Raw genomic sequence first — 19,925 nt, 5'->3', positions numbered from 1 at the left:
ACACAACAAAACGCTCCGGCGTCCGCGTCACCGTGCCTTTTACAGGGCACGCCACTGCGGGCCAAGCCCATGGAGCCGGACCAGACTGTCAGGGACCTATTCAATGACAAGCAGCAGCACTTACGCCCAAGCGCCTGCCACACCCGTCAACTCGCCTGCGCGGGTCGCCACTGCCAGCTTCATCGGCACCGCCATCGAGTTCTATGATTTCTACGTCTACGCCACCGCCGCAGCCTTGGTGATCGGCCCGGTGTTCTTCCCGTCCGGGTCGGGCACCGCGCAAATGCTGGCCGCCTTCCTCACCTTCGGTATCGCCTTCCTCGCCCGGCCACTGGGCTCGGCGTTGTTCGGCCACTTCGGCGACCGCATTGGCCGCAAGTCGACGCTGGTCGCCTCGCTGCTGCTGATGGGCGTATCCACCACCGCCATTGGCGTGCTGCCGGGCTATGACAGCATTGGCGTGTGGGCGCCGATCATTCTCTGCCTGCTGCGTTTTGGCCAAGGCCTGGGCCTGGGCGGCGAATGGGGTGGCGCGGCCCTGCTGGCTACCGAAAACGCGCCGGAAGGCAAACGGGCCTGGTTCGGCATGTTCCCGCAGCTGGGGCCGTCAATCGGTTTCCTGGCGGCCAACGGTCTGTTCCTGACCCTGGCCCTGGTGCTCAGCGACGAGCAGTTCCGCGAGTGGGGCTGGCGCATTCCGTTCCTGCTCAGCGCCGCACTGGTACTGGTAGGCCTGTACGTGCGCCTGAAGCTCGAAGAGAGCCCGGTGTTCGCCAAGGCCGTTGCCCGCCACGAGCGGGTGAAAATGCCGGTGGTCGACCTGTTCTCGAAATACTGGCTGCCAACCCTGCTGGGCGCTGCGGCCATGGTGGTGTGCTATGCACTGTTCTACATTTCCACGGTGTTCTCGCTGAGCTACGGCGTGACCACACTGGGCTACAGCCGCGAAACGTTCCTTGGCCTGCTGTGTTTCGCGGTGGTGTTCATGGCACTGGCCACACCGTTGTCGGCCTGGCTCAGTGACCGTTACGGGCGCAAGCCGGTACTGATCGTCGGCGGCCTGCTGGCGATAGCTTCGGGCTTTACCATGGAGCCACTACTGACCTCGGGATCGACTGCAGGCGTGGCGCTGTTCCTGGCCATCGAGCTGTTCCTGATGGGCGTGACCTTTGCGCCGATGGGGGCACTGCTGCCAGAGCTGTTCCCGACCCACGTGCGTTATACCGGTGCCTCGGCGGCGTATAACCTGGGCGGCATCGTTGGCGCCTCGGCGGCACCGTTCTTTGCCCAGAAGCTGGTGAGCATGGGGGGATTGAGCTGGGTGGGCGGTTATGTGTCGGCGGCGGCGGTGATCAGCCTGATTGCCGTGCTGTGCCTGAAAGAGACGCGCAATACCACGCTGTAAGCCACTGGGGCCGCTTTGCGGCCCTATCGCGACACAAGGCCGCTCCCACAGCGATCGCGTAAGCCTGGAAGCTGCACTATCCCTGTGGGAGCGGCCTTGTGTCGCGATAGGGCTGCGAAGCAGCCCCAGCACTCTCGGATCAGAACTCGACCTTGACCGCCTGCGAAGCACGGGTCGCCTTGGCCCGCGCCAGTTCGACCGACTCGTCACGCGCCAGGCACACGCCCATGCGGCGGGTACCGTTGATTTCCGGCTTGCCGAACAGGCGAATGGCGGTATCCGGCTCGCTCAGCGCTGCGCCCAGGTTGGCGAAGCTGGTCTGTTGGGACTGGCCTTCGGGCAAGATCACTGCCGAGGCCGACGGGCCGAACTGACGCACCACCGGAATCGGCAGGCCGAGAATGGCGCGGGCATGCAGGGCGAATTGCGACAGGTCCTGGGAAATCAGGGTGACCAGACCGGTGTCATGCGGGCGCGGCGACACTTCGCTGAACCACACCTGGTCGCCCTTCACGAACAGCTCCACACCAAACAGGCCGCGACCGCCGAGGGCATCGGTGACCGCCTTGGCCACGCGCTGCGATTCAGCCAGCGCCTTCGGGCTCATGGCCTGTGGCTGCCAGGACTCCTGGTAATCGCCCTTCTCCTGACGGTGCCCGACAGGTTCAAGGAAGGTGGTACCGCCCACGTGGCGCACGGTCAGCAGGGTGATTTCATATTCGAAGTCGATGAAACCTTCGACAATCACCCGGCCCTTGCCAGCGCGGCCGCCCTCCTGGGCATAGTCCCACGACTTCTGCAGGTCAGCATCGCTGCGCAGCAGGCTCTGGCCTTTGCCCGACGAGCTCATCACCGGCTTGACCACGCACGGGTAACCCAGGTCGGCTACGGCCTTGGCGTAGTCTTCATAGGTGTCGGCGAAGTGGTACGGCGAGGTTGGCAGGTCCAGCTCTTCGGCAGCCAGGCGGCGGATGCCTTCGCGGTTCATAGTCAACTGGGTGGCGCGGGCGGTGGGCACCACGGTGAAGCCTTCGTTTTCCAGCTCGACCAGGGTGGCGGTGGCGATGGCTTCGATTTCCGGAACGATGTAGTGCGGCTTCTCGGCTTCGATCACCGCGCGCAGGGCAACGCCATCGAGCATGTTGACCACATGGCTGCGGTGCGCCACCTGCATTGCCGGAGCATTGGCGTAACGGTCGACGGCGATTACTTCGACGCCCAGGCGCTGCAGCTCGATTACCACTTCCTTGCCCAGCTCGCCACAGCCGCAGAGCAGTACACGGGTCGCGGTGGGCGACAATGGGGTTCCGATACGGGTCATTTCAGGTCCTCGAAGGCATCCGGGGCCGCGCCAGGCTAGGCGCCACCCGCTGAAAAAGGACCGCTATTCTACACCATCAACCGGCCACGGCGGCCCGCCGGGCGCGAAATGCCATGGCCAGCCACACCGCGGTTACACCGGCGAACTTCGAGGCCATCGCGGTGCCGATGACTGCCGGGGTCAGCGCGCCGATCATGCCGAAGAAAATGAAGGTATCCACCGGGATGCTCAGTGCCGAACTGAGCCACAGGCGGTCGCGCAGCGGCCGACGGGTGATGCTGAACACCAGCCAGTCGATCAGCTCGGAAATGAAGAACGCAGTGGCGCTGGCCAGGGCGATGGCCGGCTCCGAGGTGACATAGGACAACACCAGCGCCGCCAGCATGGCCACCAGCGCGCCGTGACCGAAGCGGGTTTGCACCATGTCGCGCAGGATGAACACCAGGCCGCCCCAGGCGGACCAGATGATGTCCAGATGCGGGGCACTGGAGAAGGCGTAGTTGATCAGCACTACGCTGCTGATATAGGCAATCAGATAGAACATGGCGGGCTGTCTGTGGGCAAGCCGTACAGATTACCGCCGGGCCGTTCGCGGGTAAACCCGCCCCCACAGATGTTGTGCAGCCCTCAAGGCTGACGCTGTACCTGTGGGAGCGGGCGTGCCCGCGAAGCCGCCTCCGCGGTACATGGCACCGGCTTCGCTGGTGTTCGCGGGCACGCCCACGCCCAAAGGGTGCGCGTCAGGCCTGCAAGATGAGGCCGGCTTCTACTGCCCGTTCATGACAACGCTTGAGCACCGCCCGGCGCTCGTCGTTGTCCATCCGCCCCCAGCGGCCAATCTCGGCCACGGTACGCTGGCAGCCGGTGCAGATATCCTGCTCGTCCAGCGCGCAAATGCTCACGCACGGCGATGCCACCGGCCGCTCTGCTACATCACTCATCATCAACCACCAACGCTTGCGCATAACGCTGGGCATTGTGCACGTAATGTGCGGCACTCGCTTCAAGCATGCGCTTCTGCTGCTCGGTCAGTTCGCGTACCACCTTGCCCGGCGAGCCCATCACCAGCGAACCGTCCGGGATTTCCTTGCCCTCGGCGATCAGTGCATTGGCGCCGATGATGCAGTGCTTGCCGATGCGTGCGCCATTGAGGATCACTGCGTTGATACCGACCAGGCTGTAGTCGCCCACCGTGCAGCCATGCAACATGGCATTGTGGCCCACGGTCACGCCCTTGCCCAACGTCAATGGCGAGCCCATGTCAGTGTGCATCACCGTGCCATCCTGCACGTTGCTGCCTTCGCCAATGTCGATCAGCTCGTTATCACCGCGCAACACCGCGCCAAACCACACACTGGCATTGGCTTGCAGGCGCACGCTGCCAATGAGCGTGGCGTTGGGTGCGGCCCAACTGGTGGGGTGGCTCTCGACCCGCAGGTCGCCCAGGCGATATTTCATGCTTGTTCCTCAGGCTGCGACGCAGACGGCGGGGTAGGCCCCGCTCAATTTTCGATGTAACGCTCCGGGGGTTGATGCAGGCTGATACCGGCATCGAACAGCAGGTTGACCAGCTCGACGATCATGATCGCCGACAACCCCCAGATCTTGTATTCACCATAGCGGTAACTTGGCACATACCAGCTACGCCCCTGGTAATCGATACGGTGGGTATGGTCACGCGGGTCCTGGCGGAAGAATTCCAGCGGCACGGTGAATACTGCCGCGATCTCGGCATCATTGGCGCGATACTCGACGAAGTCCGGGATAAGCCCGACGAATGGCGTCACTTTCAGGCCATGTAGCGAAATCAGCGGGCTGAGCGGACCAATCACCTCCACCAGGCCAGGAGGCAGGCCGATTTCTTCTTCAGCCTCGCGCAGGGCAGTAAAGACCAGGTCCGGGTCTTCCGGGTCGCGGCGGCCACCGGGAAAGGCGACTTCACCACCGTGGGTAGACAGGCCCTTGGCGCGCAGGGTCAAAACCAGTTCGGGCGCTTCGCTGCGGGTAATGGGCAAGAGGACCGCCGCTTCGGGGAACCGCCTGTCGGTTTCCAATGACGCGGGTTGGTGGTTGCTCATTCGGCGAAGTAGCTCGTCCAGCATTGCGCACGCTCGTATCCAGGTCCTGTGTTGCATCATGCACCAAAGCCGCGAAGCACCCAAGCCCCAGCGCTTGCGGCGGCACGGTGGCCGCGCCAAGATAGCCTTGAACATAAGGAACCACACATGAAATTCTGCAGCGCGTGCGGCCAACCGGTCACTCAGCGGATCCCCGAGGGCGACAGCCGCCTGCGGTACGTCTGCGGCTCTTGCCAGACCATCCACTACCAGAACCCCAACATCGTGGCCGGCGTGCTACCGACCTGGGGCAGCCAGGTGTTGCTGTGTCGCCGCGCCATCGAACCGCGCCGGGGTTTCTGGACCCTGCCCGCCGGTTTCATGGAAAACGGCGAAACCCTCGACCAGGCCGCGCGTCGCGAAACCGTAGAGGAAGCCTGTGCCCGGGTCGGGCCGACGTCCCTGTACCAGCTGTTCGATCTGCCGCACATCAACCAGGTGCATGTGTTCTTCCGCGCCGAGTTGGCGGACCTGGACTTTGCCGTGGGTGTCGAAAGCCTGGAGGTGCGCCTGTTCGAAGAACATGAGATACCGTGGAACGCGCTGGCTTTCCGCACCGTCACTCGCACACTAGAATGCTACTATCGCGACCGCATCGGCCAGCACTACCCCATAGGCCATGAATACCTGCCGCCGATGATTGTTTCGCCACACACCTAAACGCCTTCAGGGATACTGTTACATGCGCTGGTTGCTTGCCCTCTTCTGCCTTTGCGTTACCTCGGTGTCCCAGGCGGCCTTCACCGAAACCATCATCCGCAAGCCCGCGCCGGCAGCGCAAACCCCCTCGCCTTCGCAGCAAGCCATGCAACCGTTGATCGACAAGGTACTGGTGATCAAGTCCGAGCGCCGCCTGCAGTTGATCAGCCGTGGCGAGCCGCTGAAAACCTACCGCATCTCGCTGGGCAAGCAGCCCAAGGGCGCCAAGGAACGCGAAGGCGACAAGAAAACCCCCGAGGGCTTGTACTGGCTGGACTGGCGCAAGCAGAGCGACCGCTTCAACCTGGCCATGCACATCAATTACCCGAACATCAGCGATGCCGCCCGCGCGACCCGGGCAGGCGTGAATGCCGGCAGCATGATCATGATTCACGGCACACCGATCAATGATGAATACCCGGAGTGGTACTTCCATACCCTGGACTGGACGGATGGTTGCATTGCCATGCGCAACCGCGACATGCAGGAAGTGTGGGACCTGGTACGGGATGGAACGCTGATCGAGATCCGCCCTTGATATAGAGCCTTCCGGCAAAAGTTGTAGGAACCTTCCCACCACTTAGCGCGAATTTGCCTGACAGGTGCTTAGGCAGGGTACTGCATCCATACGAGTGGCTTAATTTCTAGCATCCACGCAGACGAGTACGAAAACCGTACATCATTTGCGGGGTGCTTCAATGCCGTGCCTGATTCACCGCATAGCCCATTGGCTGTCGGCCGGTTGCCTTTGTGGTTTGCTGTCCATTCCCCACGTGCTGGCCGACGACCCAGCCAGCCAGCAGTTACGCGATCAACAGCATGGGCTGCGGCAGCTGGAGCAACAGCAGCGGCTGGAACGCTGGCGGCGCATACCCGCCCCGACTGAACCGACCAACAGCACTTCCCAGCGCCCGCACGATGATCACTGCTGGGCAGTCGATGGCGTGCGCGTGGCGGGCATGCACCGGCTTTCGAACTCGGCACTGGCACCCACCCTCCGTGCGCTCACGCCTGCCTGCATGGGCATCGCCGACATCAATCGGCTGCTCAAAGCCATCACCCAACGTTATGTACAAGCCGGCTACCCAACCAGCCGACCCTACCTGCGACAGCCCCCAGAACAGGGCATGCCGTTGGACATCGTCATTGTCGAAGGCTTTGTCGAAACCATCGAACTGGCAGGCCCCGACCTGCCCCTGTCCCTCTCCAGTGCCTTCCCAGGCCTGCTTGGGCAGCCACTGTACCTGCCCGACCTTGAGCAAGGCCTGGACCAGCTCAACCGCCTTCGCGCCTATGAACTGGGCGCCACCTTGCTGCCCGGCGAACTGCAGGGCGGCACCCGCGTGGTCGTGCAGCCGGGCAAGGTTGCATCACGCTGGCACCTGGACAGCCGCTTCGACAACCGGGGCAGCGAGCTGACCGGCCGCCACCGCATCAACCTCGGCATTGGCCTGGACAGCCCGCTTGGCCTCAATGATGAGCTGCGCCTGTCGTGGACCCGCACGGTGCTCGATACGCCCGGCAAAAGCCAAGGGATATCGTTGTACTACAGCATCCCCTACGGCGCCTGGACCTTTGCCCTCAGCGCCAGCCAGCTAAGCTATCAAGCCCCCCTCCCCTACAGCGACAAGGCTGCCGACGGCAGCAGCAGCTATCAGGGCCTGAGTGTCGAGCGGGTGTTGTGGCGCAACCAGCAAGGCATGCTCAGCGCCAGCGCCCGGCTGGACCGCAAGCAGCTGATCAACCGCAGCGCTGGCGCTGTTATCGTCCAGCAGAGCCCGACGCTGGCCACGCTAGAGGCCGGCCTCAACCTGCTGTGGCTCGAAAGTGGCCTGTGGAACGGTTACTTCGGCGTTGCCCAAGGCATTGACGCATTGGGTGCCGACCCCTCGCCCCTGGGTGCTCAACGCCTGCGCCCGGACTTTCGCAAGTACCGCGCCAACCTGCTGCACCTGCGTCAGGGCCCGGCACCCAGCCCTTGGCGCTGGCAGAGCGAGCTGGCCCTGCAGTACAGCCGCGACCCGCTGCCTGCCGTCGAACAGCTGCTGGTCAGCGACGATTCGGCTGTCCGCGGTTTTCGTCTGCACACTTACTCCGGTGCCAGCAGCGCCGTCTGGCGCAATACGTTCAGCCAAGCGCTGCCACTGACCTGGGCCCACCCCTTCGAGATACGCCCCTACATCGGCCTGGACCAGGGCTGGGTTCGCACCGCCGAAGGCAAACCGTCACAGCGCCTGGCCGGGGCCGCCGCAGGGTTGGAGCTGACCCTGCCCGGCAGCCGCCTGCGCCTGGACTACCAACGCGCCTTGTACACCAGCGACCTGCCCCGCCCGCTGCTGGAGCCCGGCTTCTGGGTGCTGGACTGGACCCTGAACATCTGATTCACCCACAACAAAGAGAACGAGAAAATGCAAACACTCTCGCAGTTACCGCCTGTTCGCCCGGATACCTTGCGCTGGGCAATCTTCCTCGCCGTGCTCGGGCCCAGCGCCGCACTGGCTCAGACAGGACTGGAAGCAGCCAGCGGCCCCGGGGGGACCCCGGTCATCCACAATGGCCACGGGGTGCCGGTGATCGACATCGTGCCGCCCAACGCCAAGGGGCTGTCACACAACCAGTTCATCGACTACAACGTTGCCACCCCTGGCCTGGTGCTGAACAACGCCACCGCAGCCGGGCATTCGCAACTGGCCGGTGCCCTGGCGGCCAACCCGCAGTTCCAGGGCCAGGCCGCCTCGACCATTCTTAACGAAGTGGTCAGCCGCAACGCCTCGCTGATCGAGGGCCCGCAGGAAATCTTCGGGCGCCCGGCCGACTACATACTGGCCAACCCCAATGGCATCACCCTCAATGGTGGCAGTTTCATCAACACCACCCGCGCAGGTTTCGTGGTGGGCACCCCGCAATTCGAGGAGCAACAGCTCAGGTACCTCGATACGCTCACAGCCAGTGGCACCCTGCAGGTACTGGAGCATGGCCAGGGCAACGCCGGTGGCGCACTCGATCTGATCGCACCGCGCGTGGACAGCAAAGGCCTGCTCATGGCCAGTGAAACGCTCGACATCACCGTCGGTCGCAACCGTATCGACAGCCGCAGCGGCGAGGTGGTCGAACACCTGCCCAGCCCCTCGTCGAGCATTGATGCCAGCCTGTTCGGCGCCATGCGCGCCGGGCGTATCCGTGTGGTAAGTACTGCCGAAGGCGCGGGTGTGCGTGTGGGGGCCTCGCAGATTCTGGGCACCGAGGGGGTCGACATCAGCTCGGCCGGGGGCCTGCATGTCAGCGGCAGTGGCGACCGCCCGACCGAGCTGCGCAGCGAGCGCGGCGTGCTGAAACTCACCGCTGCCGATGACCTGATGCTTGAAACGGTCGACGGTCAGGCCCCGCGAATCGAAGCACGGGCGGGCAAGAAACTCACACTGGACGCCAAGACAATCGAGCACATCAAGCACGACAGTGACAGCTGGAAAAAGAAGTTCTGGTTCGTCACCCGTGAAACCTACAACAGTAAAACCACCACCACCCACCAGCAGCAACAGGGCAGTCAATTGCTGGGCACTGACAGCGTGCTGTTGCAGTCCGGCGACGACATGCGCATGACCGCAGCGAAGGTGGACGCCGGTAACGCGCTGACGGTCGACAGCGGTGCCGGTTTGGACATCCTCGCCGGCATCGACAGCAAACGCACCGAACAGCAGGTGCGTCATCGCAAGGATTTATGGCGCGGTGACAGCGATAGCGACCAGCTCAAGGAAACCGCTAAGGGCAGTACCCTGAGCGCCGGGCACATGTCGATAAAGGCGAGCGACAACCTCAACGTGCAGGGCAGCAGCCTGCACAGCCGCGGCGATCTGGCTATCCAGGCAAAACAGGCCGACATCGGCACCACCACCTTGCAGGAACACGGTACCCAACGCGGCTACCGAGGCGACCTGGTGTCCGGCACATTTTTTGGTGACCGTAAAGGTAACGACACCGAGGGCCAGGTCGTCGCGGGCAGCACCATAACCAGCGATGGCGAGCTCACAGTCAGAGCCGACCAGGTCGCCATCAAAGGCAGTACCGTGTTCGGTAAACAGGACGCCGTGCTCTACAGCGATAACGGTTCGCTGGCCATCGAGGCGGACCATGGCAGCACGACCTCCACCCAGCGCACCAGCGACAGCAAACTGTTTGGCCTGATCGGCAGCAAGCACGAAAGCACGGACCGCAAACAGCAGGTACTGGTCAGCGACGTCAGCTCGAGCAGCAACCTGCGCCTGGCCAGCGCCGAAGAGATGCGCATCCAGGGCGCCAAGGTTGCCGCTGGCAAGCATCTGCAAGTCGAGGCCAAAGGCGACCTGCTGATTGGCAGTGCGCAATCGGTCGATGAACGCGAAACCCGCGACCAACAACGGGGTTTCACGGCCAGCGCCAGACAGACCCAGGAAGCCGAGGATGGCAAGCCCGAGTCTCGCCAGTATGCGGCGGGCGTGGCGTATGAGGTCGTGACCACCACCAGCAAGCAGCGCACGACCAACCAGGTTGCCAGTGAGCTCAAGGGCGCCTCGGTGGGCATGCACAGCGACGCGCACCTGCAGGTCAACGGCAGCAAGGCCCAGGCCACTGCCGGCGACCTCGATGTGCAGGCGCGGGAGGTGACACTGGGGGCGACCCGCAACGACCGTGACACAACCACCCGTACCACCGAAAGTGGTGGCGGGCTGACGGTAACCGGTGGCATCGACCGCCTGGGCAGTTTGTTCGAAGGCCATCACAACCGCGAGGTGCAAGCCGAACGCGAAAGCAAGGTGCAGCGCAGCGAGTTGCAGGCCAGCGGCGATCTGAAATTGCGCAGTGATGCACTGCTCACCGAGGCCGCGCACGTCGAGGCCGGCAACACCCTGCAGGTGACCGCCAAACGCATCGACAACCGTGCAGTGCAGGATACCCATGAACATGAACAAAGCCGTGACGACTGGTCGGGTAGCCTGGGCGCCAGTATCGAATACCGCGACCTGACCCGCCCTATCGAACGCCTGGTGCTGGGTGAGGAAGCCGCACGCTTCCAGCAAGCTTCGCCCGAAGACGCCATGGCGCCTCCCAGCGTGGGGGCCGACATGACGGTCGAACACCTTAAGCGCCTGGAAAACCAGCGCCGTGGCATTGCTCAGGTCAGCGAGTTGTCCGCAGCAAAGGTCGAGGTCAAGGCTGACACACTGGCCGACCAGGGCACCGCCTGGCGGGCCAATGCCGGCTCGCTGAAAATCGAGGCGCAGCAGCACCAGGTGAGCGCCGCCGAAAATACCCAGGAAACCACCGTTCAACGCCTGGCCTATGGTGGCGACGCGCGCCTGGACACCAGCACCGGCGAGGACCTGAATGTACGCGCCGCCGGCAAAGGAGGGTCGCTGGATAAAAAGGATATCGCCAGCACCGCCGTGCCCGGCAGCCTTTACGGGCAACAGGGTATCCAGGTACAGTTGGGCAGCGATGGCCGCTACGAAGGGGCCCGCATCGATGGCGGTGAAGGCAGCGTGGTCATGCACAGTGCAGGGTCATTGGCCCTACCCCAGGCGACCGACCAGGCCGAACAGCAGTCACGCCAGCTCGATGGCAATGCCTGGGCCAAAGTCGGCAACCGTCCGGGCAGCACCGGTGTCGATGGCCGGGGCTATCTGGACCATGGCCAGAAGCTGAGCACGCAGAGCAAGGCACAAATGGCACAAATCGACGCCAAGGGCGAAGTTCAACTGACCAGCGCCGGCGACCTGTTGCTCGAAGGCACTCGCATTGGCAACCGCGAGGCCAAGGCCGGCGACATACGGGTGCAAAGCGGCGGCCAGTTGCAGGTCAAGGCGGCCAGTAACACCCAGCAGGCCACAGGTGCCAACCTGGGTGGCGGCATGGAGCTGGCGGCCAAGGCTGGCCAGACCCAGGGGGGAGCCATAGGCGGCCACTTCAGCCACGGCAAGCAGGACGAACATGCACGTCAGGCGGTCGATGCCCAGTTTGCCAGCAACGGCACACTGACCCTGGCCAGCAGCGCCCGCGAGGACATCGCCCTGCACCTGCAAGGCCTGCAGGCCTCGGCCGAACAGATCACCCTCGACGCCTCGAATGGCGGCATGCTGGTTGAAGCCTCTTCCAGCCAGGAGCGACGCGACAACCTCGACATCTCGGCCGGCGCCGGTTTCAACATGGCCAAGGGCGCGTTGGACACCCGCGGCCTGCATGGCCGGCTCAAGGTAGAGCTCGACAAGCGCGACAACCTCACCTGGAATACCAGTGACCTGCGCGCCGAGCGCATCGACCTGCAAAGCCGCGGCGATACCCGCATCGAGAGTGCCACCCTGGATGCAAAGCATATTGGCGGCACAATCGACGGTGACCTGCGCATCGCCAGCCTCAAGGACAACGTCAACACCCTGAGCGTGAAGGGCGATGTCAGGCTGAGCCAGGAGAAAAACCCGCAGGGCTATGTCAACGCGGCCAAATCGGTGGCAGGGCCGCTGGGAGGCAAGGTCGAGAAAACGGCCGGTTCTGCCCTGAGCAAGGCAGACCCAGGGTTCTCGCCGACCGTCAGCCTCGACGTGTCGCATGCGCAGCGCGACAACGTGGCGCGTCAGACCATGCTTAAAAGCAGCGACGGCATCGACCTGCAGGTCGGTGGCAACGCTCATCTGGTAGGGGCACGCCTGCAGTCGGCCAAAGGCGACGTGAGGCTCGACGCCAACTCGGTCACCCAGGAAACGCTAAGCGGTAATGACTATCGCCGAGACCTGTCGCTCGATGCGTCCAACTCACCGGTGGATCTGGGCACCGCAATCGCCGAGATAGCCAAAAGCAAAATGGCGGCGGATGGGGAAAATGCGCTGGACCTGGGTGTGTTGAGAACCAGTGGGCATAGTCGCAGCGAGCAATGGGTTTCGAGCATGCAAGGGAAGAAGCACTAAGACGCAATCGCGGCCCTGGCCATTTGGGGGCATCAGAAATCTTGTGCCTTGCTGCTGACACCCAGGCACCGCGTGTCCCCCGCTTCCACAGCGAATACCACAGCCCCCTGGGCGTGTGATTGCTCTGTAGAAGCGGGCTTGCCCGCGAAGAGGCCGGCACAGGTCAAGCCAGCCTCTGCAGCCCCCGCCACCGATCCAGCCCAAGCAACACCAGCCCTATCCCCCAGAAACCCGCCAGCACCCCCAGGGCATTGAGCATTACCTGCCCATATCCCAGGCTGGCCACATCGATGAACGGATAGGCATACACGCCAATCTCGCTCCCCCGCCACAACGCATAACCAAAGTAGACCGCCGGGTACACCGCCCACACCAGCAAATGCCATAGCCGCAAACTGCCCTTGGGCACCTCGCTCCACCAGTACAAGACATACAGCACCGGCATCACGTCGTGCAGCAACTCGTCCGCCAGCCATTGCCAACCCTGTGGTTGCCACAAATGACGCAGCAGCACGCTGTAGGCCAGCGCCACCAGCACGATACTGGCGGCCACTGCAGAGCTTACCGAGGGCGACAGGAAAAAGCGTTTGCCACGGCCTTCCCGGCCGAACGCGGCATAGCTGAGCACCGTCGCCACCAGGGTATTGGTCAGCACGGTGAAATAGCCAAACACATTGATCAGGCCGCCAATCAGGCTGGCCTGTTCCTGCCAACGCGCCAGCAGTACCAGGTTCACCTGCACGGCCAGGCCGAACCAGCCAAGCACAGCCATGCCGGTCAGCCAAGGGCGACGCGACATGTCAGGCCTGACGCTGCAGCTTCACGTACAGCTGCTCGACCTTTTCCCGCGCCCACGGTGTTTTGCGCAGGAACGTCAGGCTCGACTTGATGGTCGGGTTGCTCTTGAAGCAGCGCACATCGATGCGCTCGGCCAGGCCATGCCATTGGTAATGCGCCACCAGCTCGGTGAGGATCTGTTCAAGGGTCTTGCCGTGCAGCGCGTTGTGTTGGGCCGTGCTCATGCTGTGCTCCGTAGGAAAGATGCGCACCTTACACGAGTGTAGTGGTGGGAGGGATCCGTCAAGTCGACAGAAAAATCGCTGGTCAGAGGCAAAACCACTGTGATGGAATAGTTATGTTATGTTGTAACACTAAAAGCATCTGCCAAGGAACGCCCCATTCCCATGCTGTACACACCGCTTCGTCTCTCCCCCCTTGCCGTCGCACTCTGGCTGGCTGCATCCCCCAGCCAGGCCGTAGAACTTGAGCCACAGGTCATCACCGCCAACCCGCTAGGCAACCGCCAACTGGCGGCTCCCAGCACCGTGCTCGAAGGCGACAACCTGCTGCAACAGCAGCACGGCAGCCTCGGTGAAACCCTGAACAAGCAGCCCGGTGTCGCCTCTACCTGGTTCGGCCCTGGCGCCAGCCGACCGGTCATTCGCGGCCTGGACGGCGACCGCATCCGCATTCTGCGCAACGGCGTCGGCGCGCTGGATGCCTCGTCGCTGTCCTATGACCACGCCGTGCCCCTGGACCCGGTGACGGTCGACCGCGTCGAAATCGTCCGCGGTCCGGCCGCCTTGCTGTATGGCGGTAATGCCATTGGCGGCGTGGTCAACACCTTCGATAACCGCATCCCGGACTCGCCGATCGAGGGCATTCACGGTGCCGGTGAACTGCGTTACGGCGGCGCCGACACCACCCGCAGCAGCGCCGGCAAGCTGGAGGCCGGCAACGGCGCCTTCGCCCTGCACCTGGATGCCAACAGCCGCCAGTTCAACGACCTGCGCATCCCGGGCTACGCACGCAGCGCCAAGGTGCGCGATGCCGACGAGCCCGGCAGCAAACACCGCCTGGAAAACAGCGACGGTCGCCAGGACGGCGGCGCAATCGGTGGTGCCTACCACTGGGACCACGGCTACGCCGGCCTGTCCTACAGCGGCTACGACAGCAACTATGGCTCGGTGGCCGAGTCCGGCGTGCGCCTGGACATGAAACAGGATCACTACGCCTTCGCCTCCGAACTGCGCGACCTCGACGGCCCGTTCAGCTCGGTCAAGGTGGATGCTGGTTACACCGACTACGAGCACAAAGAAATCGAAGAAGGTGAGGTCCATACCACCTTCAAGAACAAGGGCTACGAAGCCCGCATCGAAGCCCGTCACCAGCCGCTCGGACCGGTGGAAGGGATGATCGGTGCCCAGGTCAGCCGCAACGAATTCTCCGCCCTGGGCGAGGAAGCCTTCGTCCCGCACACCGATACCGACAGCCTGGCGCTGTTCATGCTGGAGCAGTGGCAAGCCACCGAACGCCTGGACCTGAGCCTGGGCGCGCGCATGGAGCACACCCGCGTAGACCCGGACGCCAAAGGCAACGAGAACTTCGTCGACGCCGACAGCGCCAGCAGCTTCAACGCCTTCAGCCTGTCGTCGGGGGCTGTGTACCAGCTCGACCCAGTCTGGTCGCTGGCCGCAAACCTCGGCTACACCGAGCGCGCCCCTACCTTTTACGAGCTATACGCCAATGGCGCGCACGTAGCCACCGGCGCGTTTGAAGTCGGTGACGCCAGCCTGAACAAGGAAAAGGCGATTTCCGCCGACTTGGCGCTGCGCTTCGACAGCGGCACCCACAAGGGCAGTGTTGGGGTGTTCTACAGCCACTTTCGCAACTACATCGGCCTGATCGGCACCGGCAACCTGCGTGAGGGCGGGCATGATCACGACCATGACGAGGATGACCACGACCACGATCATGACGACGGCTTCCCGGAATACCAGTACCAAGGCGTGCGGGCGCGCTTCTACGGGATCGAGGCCCAGGACCGCTGGCAGTTGGCTGAGAACCGTTACGGCAGCTTTGCGCTGGAGTTGTCCGGTGACTACACCCGGGCCAAGAACCTGGACAGCGGCGAGCCACTGCCCCGCATCGCCCCGCTGCGCCTGAACAGCGGCCTGGTCTGGGAACTGGACCGCTGGCAGGCGCGGGTAGACGTGCAGCACGCTGCGTCGCAGCACCGCAAACCCACCAACGAAACCAGCACCGATGGCTACACCACTTTGGGCGCGAGCGTTGGCTACCGCTTCGACATTGGTCAAAGCCAGTGGCTGGCGTTTGTACGCGGCGAAAACCTGACCGACCAGACCGTGCGCTATGCCAGTTCGATCCTGCGCGATATCGCACCGGCGCCGGGGCGCAGTGTGGAAGTCGGGTTGCGTACCACCTTCTGAACCACAAGCGACGAAGATCGGTGTAGGAACGGGTTCACCCGCGAAGACGATGGTAGGGCAACCGGCGCATTCGCGGGTGAACCCGCTCCTACACCTGCCGCGACTAATGACGACTGTTGCCCGTTCAACAACAATCCTCTGCGACAATTTGTCTTTTTTTCTTACAACTTCCGCTATATCCTCCCCGCCGCAAGCTGAAACGCTTCATCGAACAACCTTGTCGCCATATCCATTGAGGGGCTCGCCCTTCGATGCGCTTGCCGTTTTTTCAATAATCAAAAGATAGCGCTATCTCATGTTCCAACTGCCTAAAACCTGTTACATCGGCCTCGCCCTCAGTGCCTTGGCAACCCCCGCCGGCGCCAGCGAAATGTTCGCCAGCGACTCCCCGTGGATGCTCGGCGACTGGGGTGGAACCCGCAGCGAACTGCTGGAAAAGGGCTACGAATTTACCCTTGGCTACACCGGCGAGATGGGCAGCAACCTGCACGGCGGCTACGACCACGACCGCACAGCGCGCTACAGCGACCAGTTCACCTTTGGCAGCCACCTGGACCTGGACAAGATCCTCGGCTGGCACGACACCGAACTCCAGCTGACCGTCACCGAGCGTCACGGCGACAACATCAGCAACGACCGCATCAACGACCCGCGTGTCGGTGGCTTCACCTCCGCCCAGGAAGTCTGGGGCCGCGGCGAAACCTGGCGGCTGACGCAAATGTGGATCAAGCAGAAGTACTTCGATGGTGCGCTGGATGTGAAATTCGGCCGTTTCGGTGAAGGCGAGGACTTCAACAGCTTCCCTTGCGACTTCCAGAACCTGGCCTTTTGCGGCTCGCAGGTGGGCAACTGGGTGGGTGGCATCTGGTACAACTGGCCAGTCAGCCAGTGGGCCCTGCGCGTGCGCTACAACCTCACCCCCGAGCTGTACGCCCAGGTCGGCGTCTTCGAGCAGAACCCTTCCAACCTTGAATCCGGCAATGGTTTCAAGCTCAGCGGCAGCGGCACCCAAGGTGCGGTAATGCCGTTCGAACTGGTATGGACCCCACGTATCCAAGGCTTGAAAGGGGAATATCGTGCCGGCTACTACTACAGTAATGCCAAGGCACAAGATGTTCTCAAGGACAGCAACGGTCAGCCGGCCGCCCTCAGCGGCGCCGCCTACCGCAGCAGCTCGAGCAAGCACGGCTTGTGGATTGGCGCCCAGCAGCAGGTCACCTCGCTGGCGTCCGACCAGTCACGCGGCTTGAGCGTGTTCGCCAACGCCACCGTGCATGACAAGAAGACCAATGCCATCGACAACTATGTGCAGGCAGGACTGGTATTCAAAGGGCCCTTCGATGCCCGCGCCAAGGACGACATCGGTTTCGCCCTGGCCCGCGTGCACGTCAACCCTGCCTATCGCAAGAACGCCCGCCTGGCCAACCAGGCCGCCGGCCTCTACGACTACGACAACCCAGGCTTCCTGCCCGTGCAGGACACCGAGTACAGCGCCGAGCTGTACTACGGCATCCATTTGGCCGACTGGCTCACGGTACGCCCCAACCTGCAGTACATCCGCCACCCGGGCGGGGTGTCGCAGGTCGATGGCGCCCTGATCGGCGGCCTTAAGATCCAGAGCAGTTTCTAACCCCTTTTTTGACCTGACGGAGAACCTACGATGAGCACTGAAGGTGCGAACCAAGGAAGCCGCTGGCTACCGCGCCTGATTGGCGCGCTGCTGTTGCTGATGGGCCTGGCGCTGCTGGCCGGTGGTATCAAGCTGAGCCAGCTGGGCGGATCGCTGTACTACCTGATCGCCGGTATCGGCTTTGCCCTTTCGGGCATCCTGCTGCTGGCCCAACGCCAGATCGCCCTGGGCCTGTATGGCCTGGTGCTGCTGGGCAGCACCGTTTGGGCCCTGCTCGAAGTGGGCCTGGACTGGTGGCAACTGGTGCCCCGGCTGGCCATCTGGTTCGCCATCGGCGTGGTGCTGCTGCTACCGTGGGCACGTCGCCCGCTGATCGGCCCGGCCAGCAAAGCCAATACTGCACTGCTCGGCCTGGCAGTGGTCGCTTCGGGCGCTTGCGCGCTGGGCAGCCAGTTCACCCATCCCGGTGAAGTGTTCGGCGAACTGGGCCGCGACAGCAGCGAAATGGCCAGTGCCGCACCGGCCATGCCCGACGGCGAATGGCAGGCCTACGGCCGTACCGAGCATGGCGACCGCTACTCGCCGCTGCACCAGATCACCCCGCAGAACGCCTACCGCCTGGAAGAGGCCTGGCGCATTCGCACCGGTGATCTGCCGACCGAAAACGACCCGGTGGAGCTGACCAACCAGAACACCCCGCTGAAGGTCAACGGCATGCTGTACGCCTGCACCGCGCACAGCCGCCTGCTGGCGCTGGACCCGGACACTGGCGCGGAAATCTGGCGCTACGACCCGCAGGTCAAGAGCCCGACCGGCACCTTCAAAGGCTTTGCCCACATGACGTGCCGTGGCGTCTCGTACTATGACGAAAACCGCTACGTCAGCCGCGACGGCAGCCCGGCACCGAAAATTACCGACGCAGGCCAGGCGGTGGCCCAAGCCTGCCCGCGTCGTCTCTACCTGCCGACTGCAGATGCCCGCCTGATCGCCATCAACGCCGACAACGGCAAGGTTTGCGAAGGCTTCGCCAACCAGGGCGTGATCGACCTCACCACCGGCATTGGCCCGTTCACCGCCGGCGGCTATTACTCCACCTCGCCTGCTGCCATTACCCGTGACCTGGTGATCATCGGTGGCCACGTCACCGACAACGAGTCGACCAATGAGCCGTCCGGGGTGATCCGCGCCTACGACGTGCACGACGGCCACCTGGTGTGGAACTGGGACAGCAACAACCCGGACGACACCAAGCCATTGGCTGCCGGCAAAATGTACAGCCGCAACTCGGCCAACATGTGGTCAATCGCCAGCGTCGACGAAGACCTTGGCATGATCTACCTGCCGCTGGGCAACCAGACCCCGGACCAGTGGGGTGCCGACCGCACCCCGGGCGCCGAGAAGTACAGTGCCGGCGTGGTCGCCCTTGACCTGGCCACCGGCAAGGCACGCTGGAACTATCAGTTCACCCATCACGACCTGTGGGACATGGACGTCGGCAGCCAGCCGACCCTGGTACACCTGAAAACCGACGATGGCGTGAAACCGGCGATCATCGTACCGACCAAGCAAGGCAGCCTGTACGTGCTCGACCGCCGCGACGGTACGCCAATCGTGCCGATCCGCGAGATCCCCACCCCACAAGGCGCTGTGGAGGGCGACCACACCTCGCCAACCCAGGCTCGCTCCGACCTCAACCTGCTCGGCCCAGAGCTGACCGAACAGGCCATGTGGGGCGCCACGCCTTTCGACCAGATGCTGTGCCGCATCCAGTTCCGCGAGCTGCGCTACGAAGGCCAGTACACCCCGCCATCCGAACAAGGTTCGTTGGTCTACCCCGGCAACGTCGGTGTATTCAACTGGGGCAGCGTGTCGGTCGACCCGGTGCGCCAGCTGCTGTTCACTTCGCCCAACTACATGGCGTTCGTGTCGAAGATGGTCCCGCGTGAGCAGGTTGCCGAAGGCAGCAAGCGCGAAAGCGAGACCAGCGGCGTGCAGCCGAACACCGGTGCACCGTATGCAGTGACCATGCACCCGTTCATGTCGCCGCTCGGCGTACCGTGCCAGGCACCCGCCTGGGGCTACGTCGCTGCCATCGACCTGTTCACCAACAAGGTGGTGTGGAAACACAAGAACGGCACCACCCGGGACAGCACTCCGGTGCCGATCGGCCTGCCGGTTGGCGTGCCGAGCATGGGTGGCTCGATCGTCACCGCCGGTGGCGTCGGTTTCCTCAGCGGCACGCTCGACCAGTACCTGCGCGCCTATGACGTGAACAACGGCAAGGAATTGTGGAAGGCACGCCTGCCAGCGGGTGGCCAGGCTACGCCGATGAGCTACACCGGCAAGGACGGCAAGCAGTACGTGCTGGTGACTGCCGGCGGCCATGGCTCGCTGGGCACCAAGATGGGCGATTACATCATCGCTTACAAATTAGCTGAGTAAGCGACACCGCTCCTGCAGGCTCAACCCTGTGGGAGCAACTGTCTTGCTCAATTTCTCCAAAGCTGGCGCGATCCGTGTGGGAGCGGCCTTGCGTCGCGAAAGGGCTGCACAGCAGCCCCGGGGTTTCAGCGTCGATGCAAATAATG

At 63.5% G+C, this 19,925-nt stretch carries 15 protein-coding genes; 8 read left to right on the top strand and 7 right to left on the bottom strand.

All coding sequences use genetic code 11. From position 1 onward, the window contains the following. The first annotated feature begins 103 nt into the window (after window positions 1–103). Window positions 104–1,405, top strand: coding sequence for an MFS transporter (locus ACF8Q6_RS08515; RefSeq protein ID WP_014754323.1), 1,302 nt, complete (start codon window positions 104–106; stop codon window positions 1,403–1,405). A 139-nt stretch (window positions 1,406–1,544) separates the two neighbouring features. Here the strand turns inward: ACF8Q6_RS08515 and purT are convergent, their stop codons facing one another. From purT to ACF8Q6_RS08490, 5 genes are all read right to left on the bottom strand, one after another. Next, the gene (purT, locus tag ACF8Q6_RS08510) at window positions 1,545–2,726 is read right to left on the bottom strand and encodes a formate-dependent phosphoribosylglycinamide formyltransferase (protein ID WP_010952557.1); all 1,182 of its coding nucleotides are present in this window, start codon (window positions 2,724–2,726) and stop codon (window positions 1,545–1,547) included. 76 nt (window positions 2,727–2,802) lie between these two features. After that, complete coding sequence (locus tag ACF8Q6_RS08505; protein ID WP_003252131.1) at window positions 2,803–3,270, bottom strand: VUT family protein; 468 nt, start codon at window positions 3,268–3,270, stop codon at window positions 2,803–2,805. A 196-nt stretch (window positions 3,271–3,466) separates the two neighbouring features. Beyond that, on the bottom strand, window positions 3,467–3,670 hold the full coding sequence (locus tag ACF8Q6_RS08500) for a DUF1289 domain-containing protein (protein WP_012053591.1): 204 nt from the start codon (window positions 3,668–3,670) through the stop codon (window positions 3,467–3,469). Continuing rightward, window positions 3,660–4,184 (bottom strand): gamma carbonic anhydrase family protein, encoded by a 525-nt coding sequence (locus ACF8Q6_RS08495; protein WP_121784018.1) that lies wholly within the window; start codon window positions 4,182–4,184, stop codon window positions 3,660–3,662. The genes ACF8Q6_RS08500 and ACF8Q6_RS08495 overlap by 11 nt, the downstream gene beginning before the upstream one ends. Before the next feature lie 44 nt (window positions 4,185–4,228). Further along, a complete protein-coding gene (locus ACF8Q6_RS08490; protein ID WP_003252125.1) occupies window positions 4,229–4,828 on the bottom strand; it encodes a CoA pyrophosphatase in 600 nt (199 codons plus the stop codon). Between the two features lie 123 nt (window positions 4,829–4,951). On the opposite strand from ACF8Q6_RS08490, the gene ACF8Q6_RS08485 reads away from it, so the two are divergent. The 4 genes from ACF8Q6_RS08485 (at window position 4,952) to ACF8Q6_RS08470 (ending at window position 12,477) form a co-directional block, all read left to right on the top strand. Continuing rightward, window positions 4,952–5,503, top strand: a complete 552-nt coding sequence (locus tag ACF8Q6_RS08485) for an NUDIX hydrolase (protein ID WP_392491446.1) — start codon at window positions 4,952–4,954, stop codon at window positions 5,501–5,503. A 22-nt stretch (window positions 5,504–5,525) separates the two neighbouring features. Beyond that, window positions 5,526–6,080, top strand: coding sequence for a murein L,D-transpeptidase family protein (locus ACF8Q6_RS08480; RefSeq protein WP_010952551.1), 555 nt, complete (start codon window positions 5,526–5,528; stop codon window positions 6,078–6,080). Between the two features lie 160 nt (window positions 6,081–6,240). Then, window positions 6,241–7,923, top strand: coding sequence for a ShlB/FhaC/HecB family hemolysin secretion/activation protein (locus tag ACF8Q6_RS08475; protein WP_392491445.1), 1,683 nt, complete (start codon window positions 6,241–6,243; stop codon window positions 7,921–7,923). 27 nt (window positions 7,924–7,950) lie between these two features. Beyond that, window positions 7,951–12,477, top strand: a complete 4,527-nt coding sequence (locus tag ACF8Q6_RS08470; protein WP_392491443.1) for a hemagglutinin repeat-containing protein — start codon at window positions 7,951–7,953, stop codon at window positions 12,475–12,477. 163 nt (window positions 12,478–12,640) lie between these two features. On the opposite strand, the gene ACF8Q6_RS08465 is transcribed toward ACF8Q6_RS08470, so the two are convergent. After that, window positions 12,641–13,276: a Pr6Pr family membrane protein gene (locus ACF8Q6_RS08465; protein ID WP_392491441.1), complete on the bottom strand. Its 636-nt coding sequence runs from the start codon at window positions 13,274–13,276 to the stop codon at window positions 12,641–12,643. 1 nt (window position 13,277) lies between these two features. Beyond that, a complete protein-coding gene (locus ACF8Q6_RS08460; protein WP_012053596.1) occupies window positions 13,278–13,499 on the bottom strand; it encodes a VF530 family DNA-binding protein in 222 nt (73 codons plus the stop codon). Between the two features lie 162 nt (window positions 13,500–13,661). Between ACF8Q6_RS08460 and ACF8Q6_RS08455 the strand changes: the two genes are divergently transcribed. The 3 genes from ACF8Q6_RS08455 to ACF8Q6_RS08445 all read left to right on the top strand — a co-directional run bounded on the left by ACF8Q6_RS08455 (window position 13,662) and on the right by ACF8Q6_RS08445 (window position 19,779). After that, complete coding sequence (locus ACF8Q6_RS08455) at window positions 13,662–15,707, top strand: TonB-dependent receptor (protein WP_392491440.1); 2,046 nt, start codon at window positions 13,662–13,664, stop codon at window positions 15,705–15,707. A 295-nt stretch (window positions 15,708–16,002) separates the two neighbouring features. Next, on the top strand, window positions 16,003–17,337 hold the full coding sequence (locus tag ACF8Q6_RS08450) for a carbohydrate porin (protein ID WP_392491439.1): 1,335 nt from the start codon (window positions 16,003–16,005) through the stop codon (window positions 17,335–17,337). 30 nt (window positions 17,338–17,367) lie between these two features. Next, a complete protein-coding gene (locus ACF8Q6_RS08445; protein WP_019752450.1) occupies window positions 17,368–19,779 on the top strand; it encodes a glucose/quinate/shikimate family membrane-bound PQQ-dependent dehydrogenase in 2,412 nt (803 codons plus the stop codon). Window positions 19,780–19,925 lie beyond the last annotated feature (146 nt).

Origin of the sequence: Pseudomonas sp. GLN_2 (assembly GCF_043106005.1) — a bacterium.
Lineage (GTDB): Bacteria > Pseudomonadota > Gammaproteobacteria > Pseudomonadales > Pseudomonadaceae > Aquipseudomonas > Aquipseudomonas alloputida.
The sequence above is the reverse complement of the archived record's forward strand: the minus strand, read 5'-3'. Positions and strand labels throughout refer to the sequence as shown.

What these genes read in the sequence shown, in the direction of transcription:
- ACF8Q6_RS08465 (WP_392491441.1), bottom strand. Translation starts at nt 13,276, where the DNA reads ATGTCGCGTCGCCCTTGGCTGACCGGCATGGCTGTGCTTGGCTGGTTC.
- ACF8Q6_RS08515 (WP_014754323.1), top strand. Translation starts at nt 104, where the DNA reads ATGACAAGCAGCAGCACTTACGCCCAAGCGCCTGCCACACCCGTCAAC.
- ACF8Q6_RS08455 (WP_392491440.1), top strand. Translation starts at nt 13,662, where the DNA reads ATGCTGTACACACCGCTTCGTCTCTCCCCCCTTGCCGTCGCACTCTGG.
- ACF8Q6_RS08495 (WP_121784018.1), bottom strand. Translation starts at nt 4,184, where the DNA reads ATGAAATATCGCCTGGGCGACCTGCGGGTCGAGAGCCACCCCACCAGT.
- ACF8Q6_RS08485 (WP_392491446.1), top strand. Translation starts at nt 4,952, where the DNA reads ATGAAATTCTGCAGCGCGTGCGGCCAACCGGTCACTCAGCGGATCCCC.
- ACF8Q6_RS08500 (WP_012053591.1), bottom strand. Translation starts at nt 3,670, where the DNA reads ATGATGAGTGATGTAGCAGAGCGGCCGGTGGCATCGCCGTGCGTGAGC.
- ACF8Q6_RS08475 (WP_392491445.1), top strand. Translation starts at nt 6,241, where the DNA reads ATGCCGTGCCTGATTCACCGCATAGCCCATTGGCTGTCGGCCGGTTGC.
- ACF8Q6_RS08450 (WP_392491439.1), top strand. Translation starts at nt 16,003, where the DNA reads ATGTTCCAACTGCCTAAAACCTGTTACATCGGCCTCGCCCTCAGTGCC.
- ACF8Q6_RS08480 (WP_010952551.1), top strand. Translation starts at nt 5,526, where the DNA reads ATGCGCTGGTTGCTTGCCCTCTTCTGCCTTTGCGTTACCTCGGTGTCC.
- ACF8Q6_RS08490 (WP_003252125.1), bottom strand. Translation starts at nt 4,828, where the DNA reads ATGCTGGACGAGCTACTTCGCCGAATGAGCAACCACCAACCCGCGTCA.
- ACF8Q6_RS08445 (WP_019752450.1), top strand. Translation starts at nt 17,368, where the DNA reads ATGAGCACTGAAGGTGCGAACCAAGGAAGCCGCTGGCTACCGCGCCTG.
- purT (WP_010952557.1), bottom strand. Translation starts at nt 2,726, where the DNA reads ATGACCCGTATCGGAACCCCATTGTCGCCCACCGCGACCCGTGTACTG.
- ACF8Q6_RS08505 (WP_003252131.1), bottom strand. Translation starts at nt 3,270, where the DNA reads ATGTTCTATCTGATTGCCTATATCAGCAGCGTAGTGCTGATCAACTAC.
- ACF8Q6_RS08470 (WP_392491443.1), top strand. Translation starts at nt 7,951, where the DNA reads ATGCAAACACTCTCGCAGTTACCGCCTGTTCGCCCGGATACCTTGCGC.
- ACF8Q6_RS08460 (WP_012053596.1), bottom strand. Translation starts at nt 13,499, where the DNA reads ATGAGCACGGCCCAACACAACGCGCTGCACGGCAAGACCCTTGAACAG.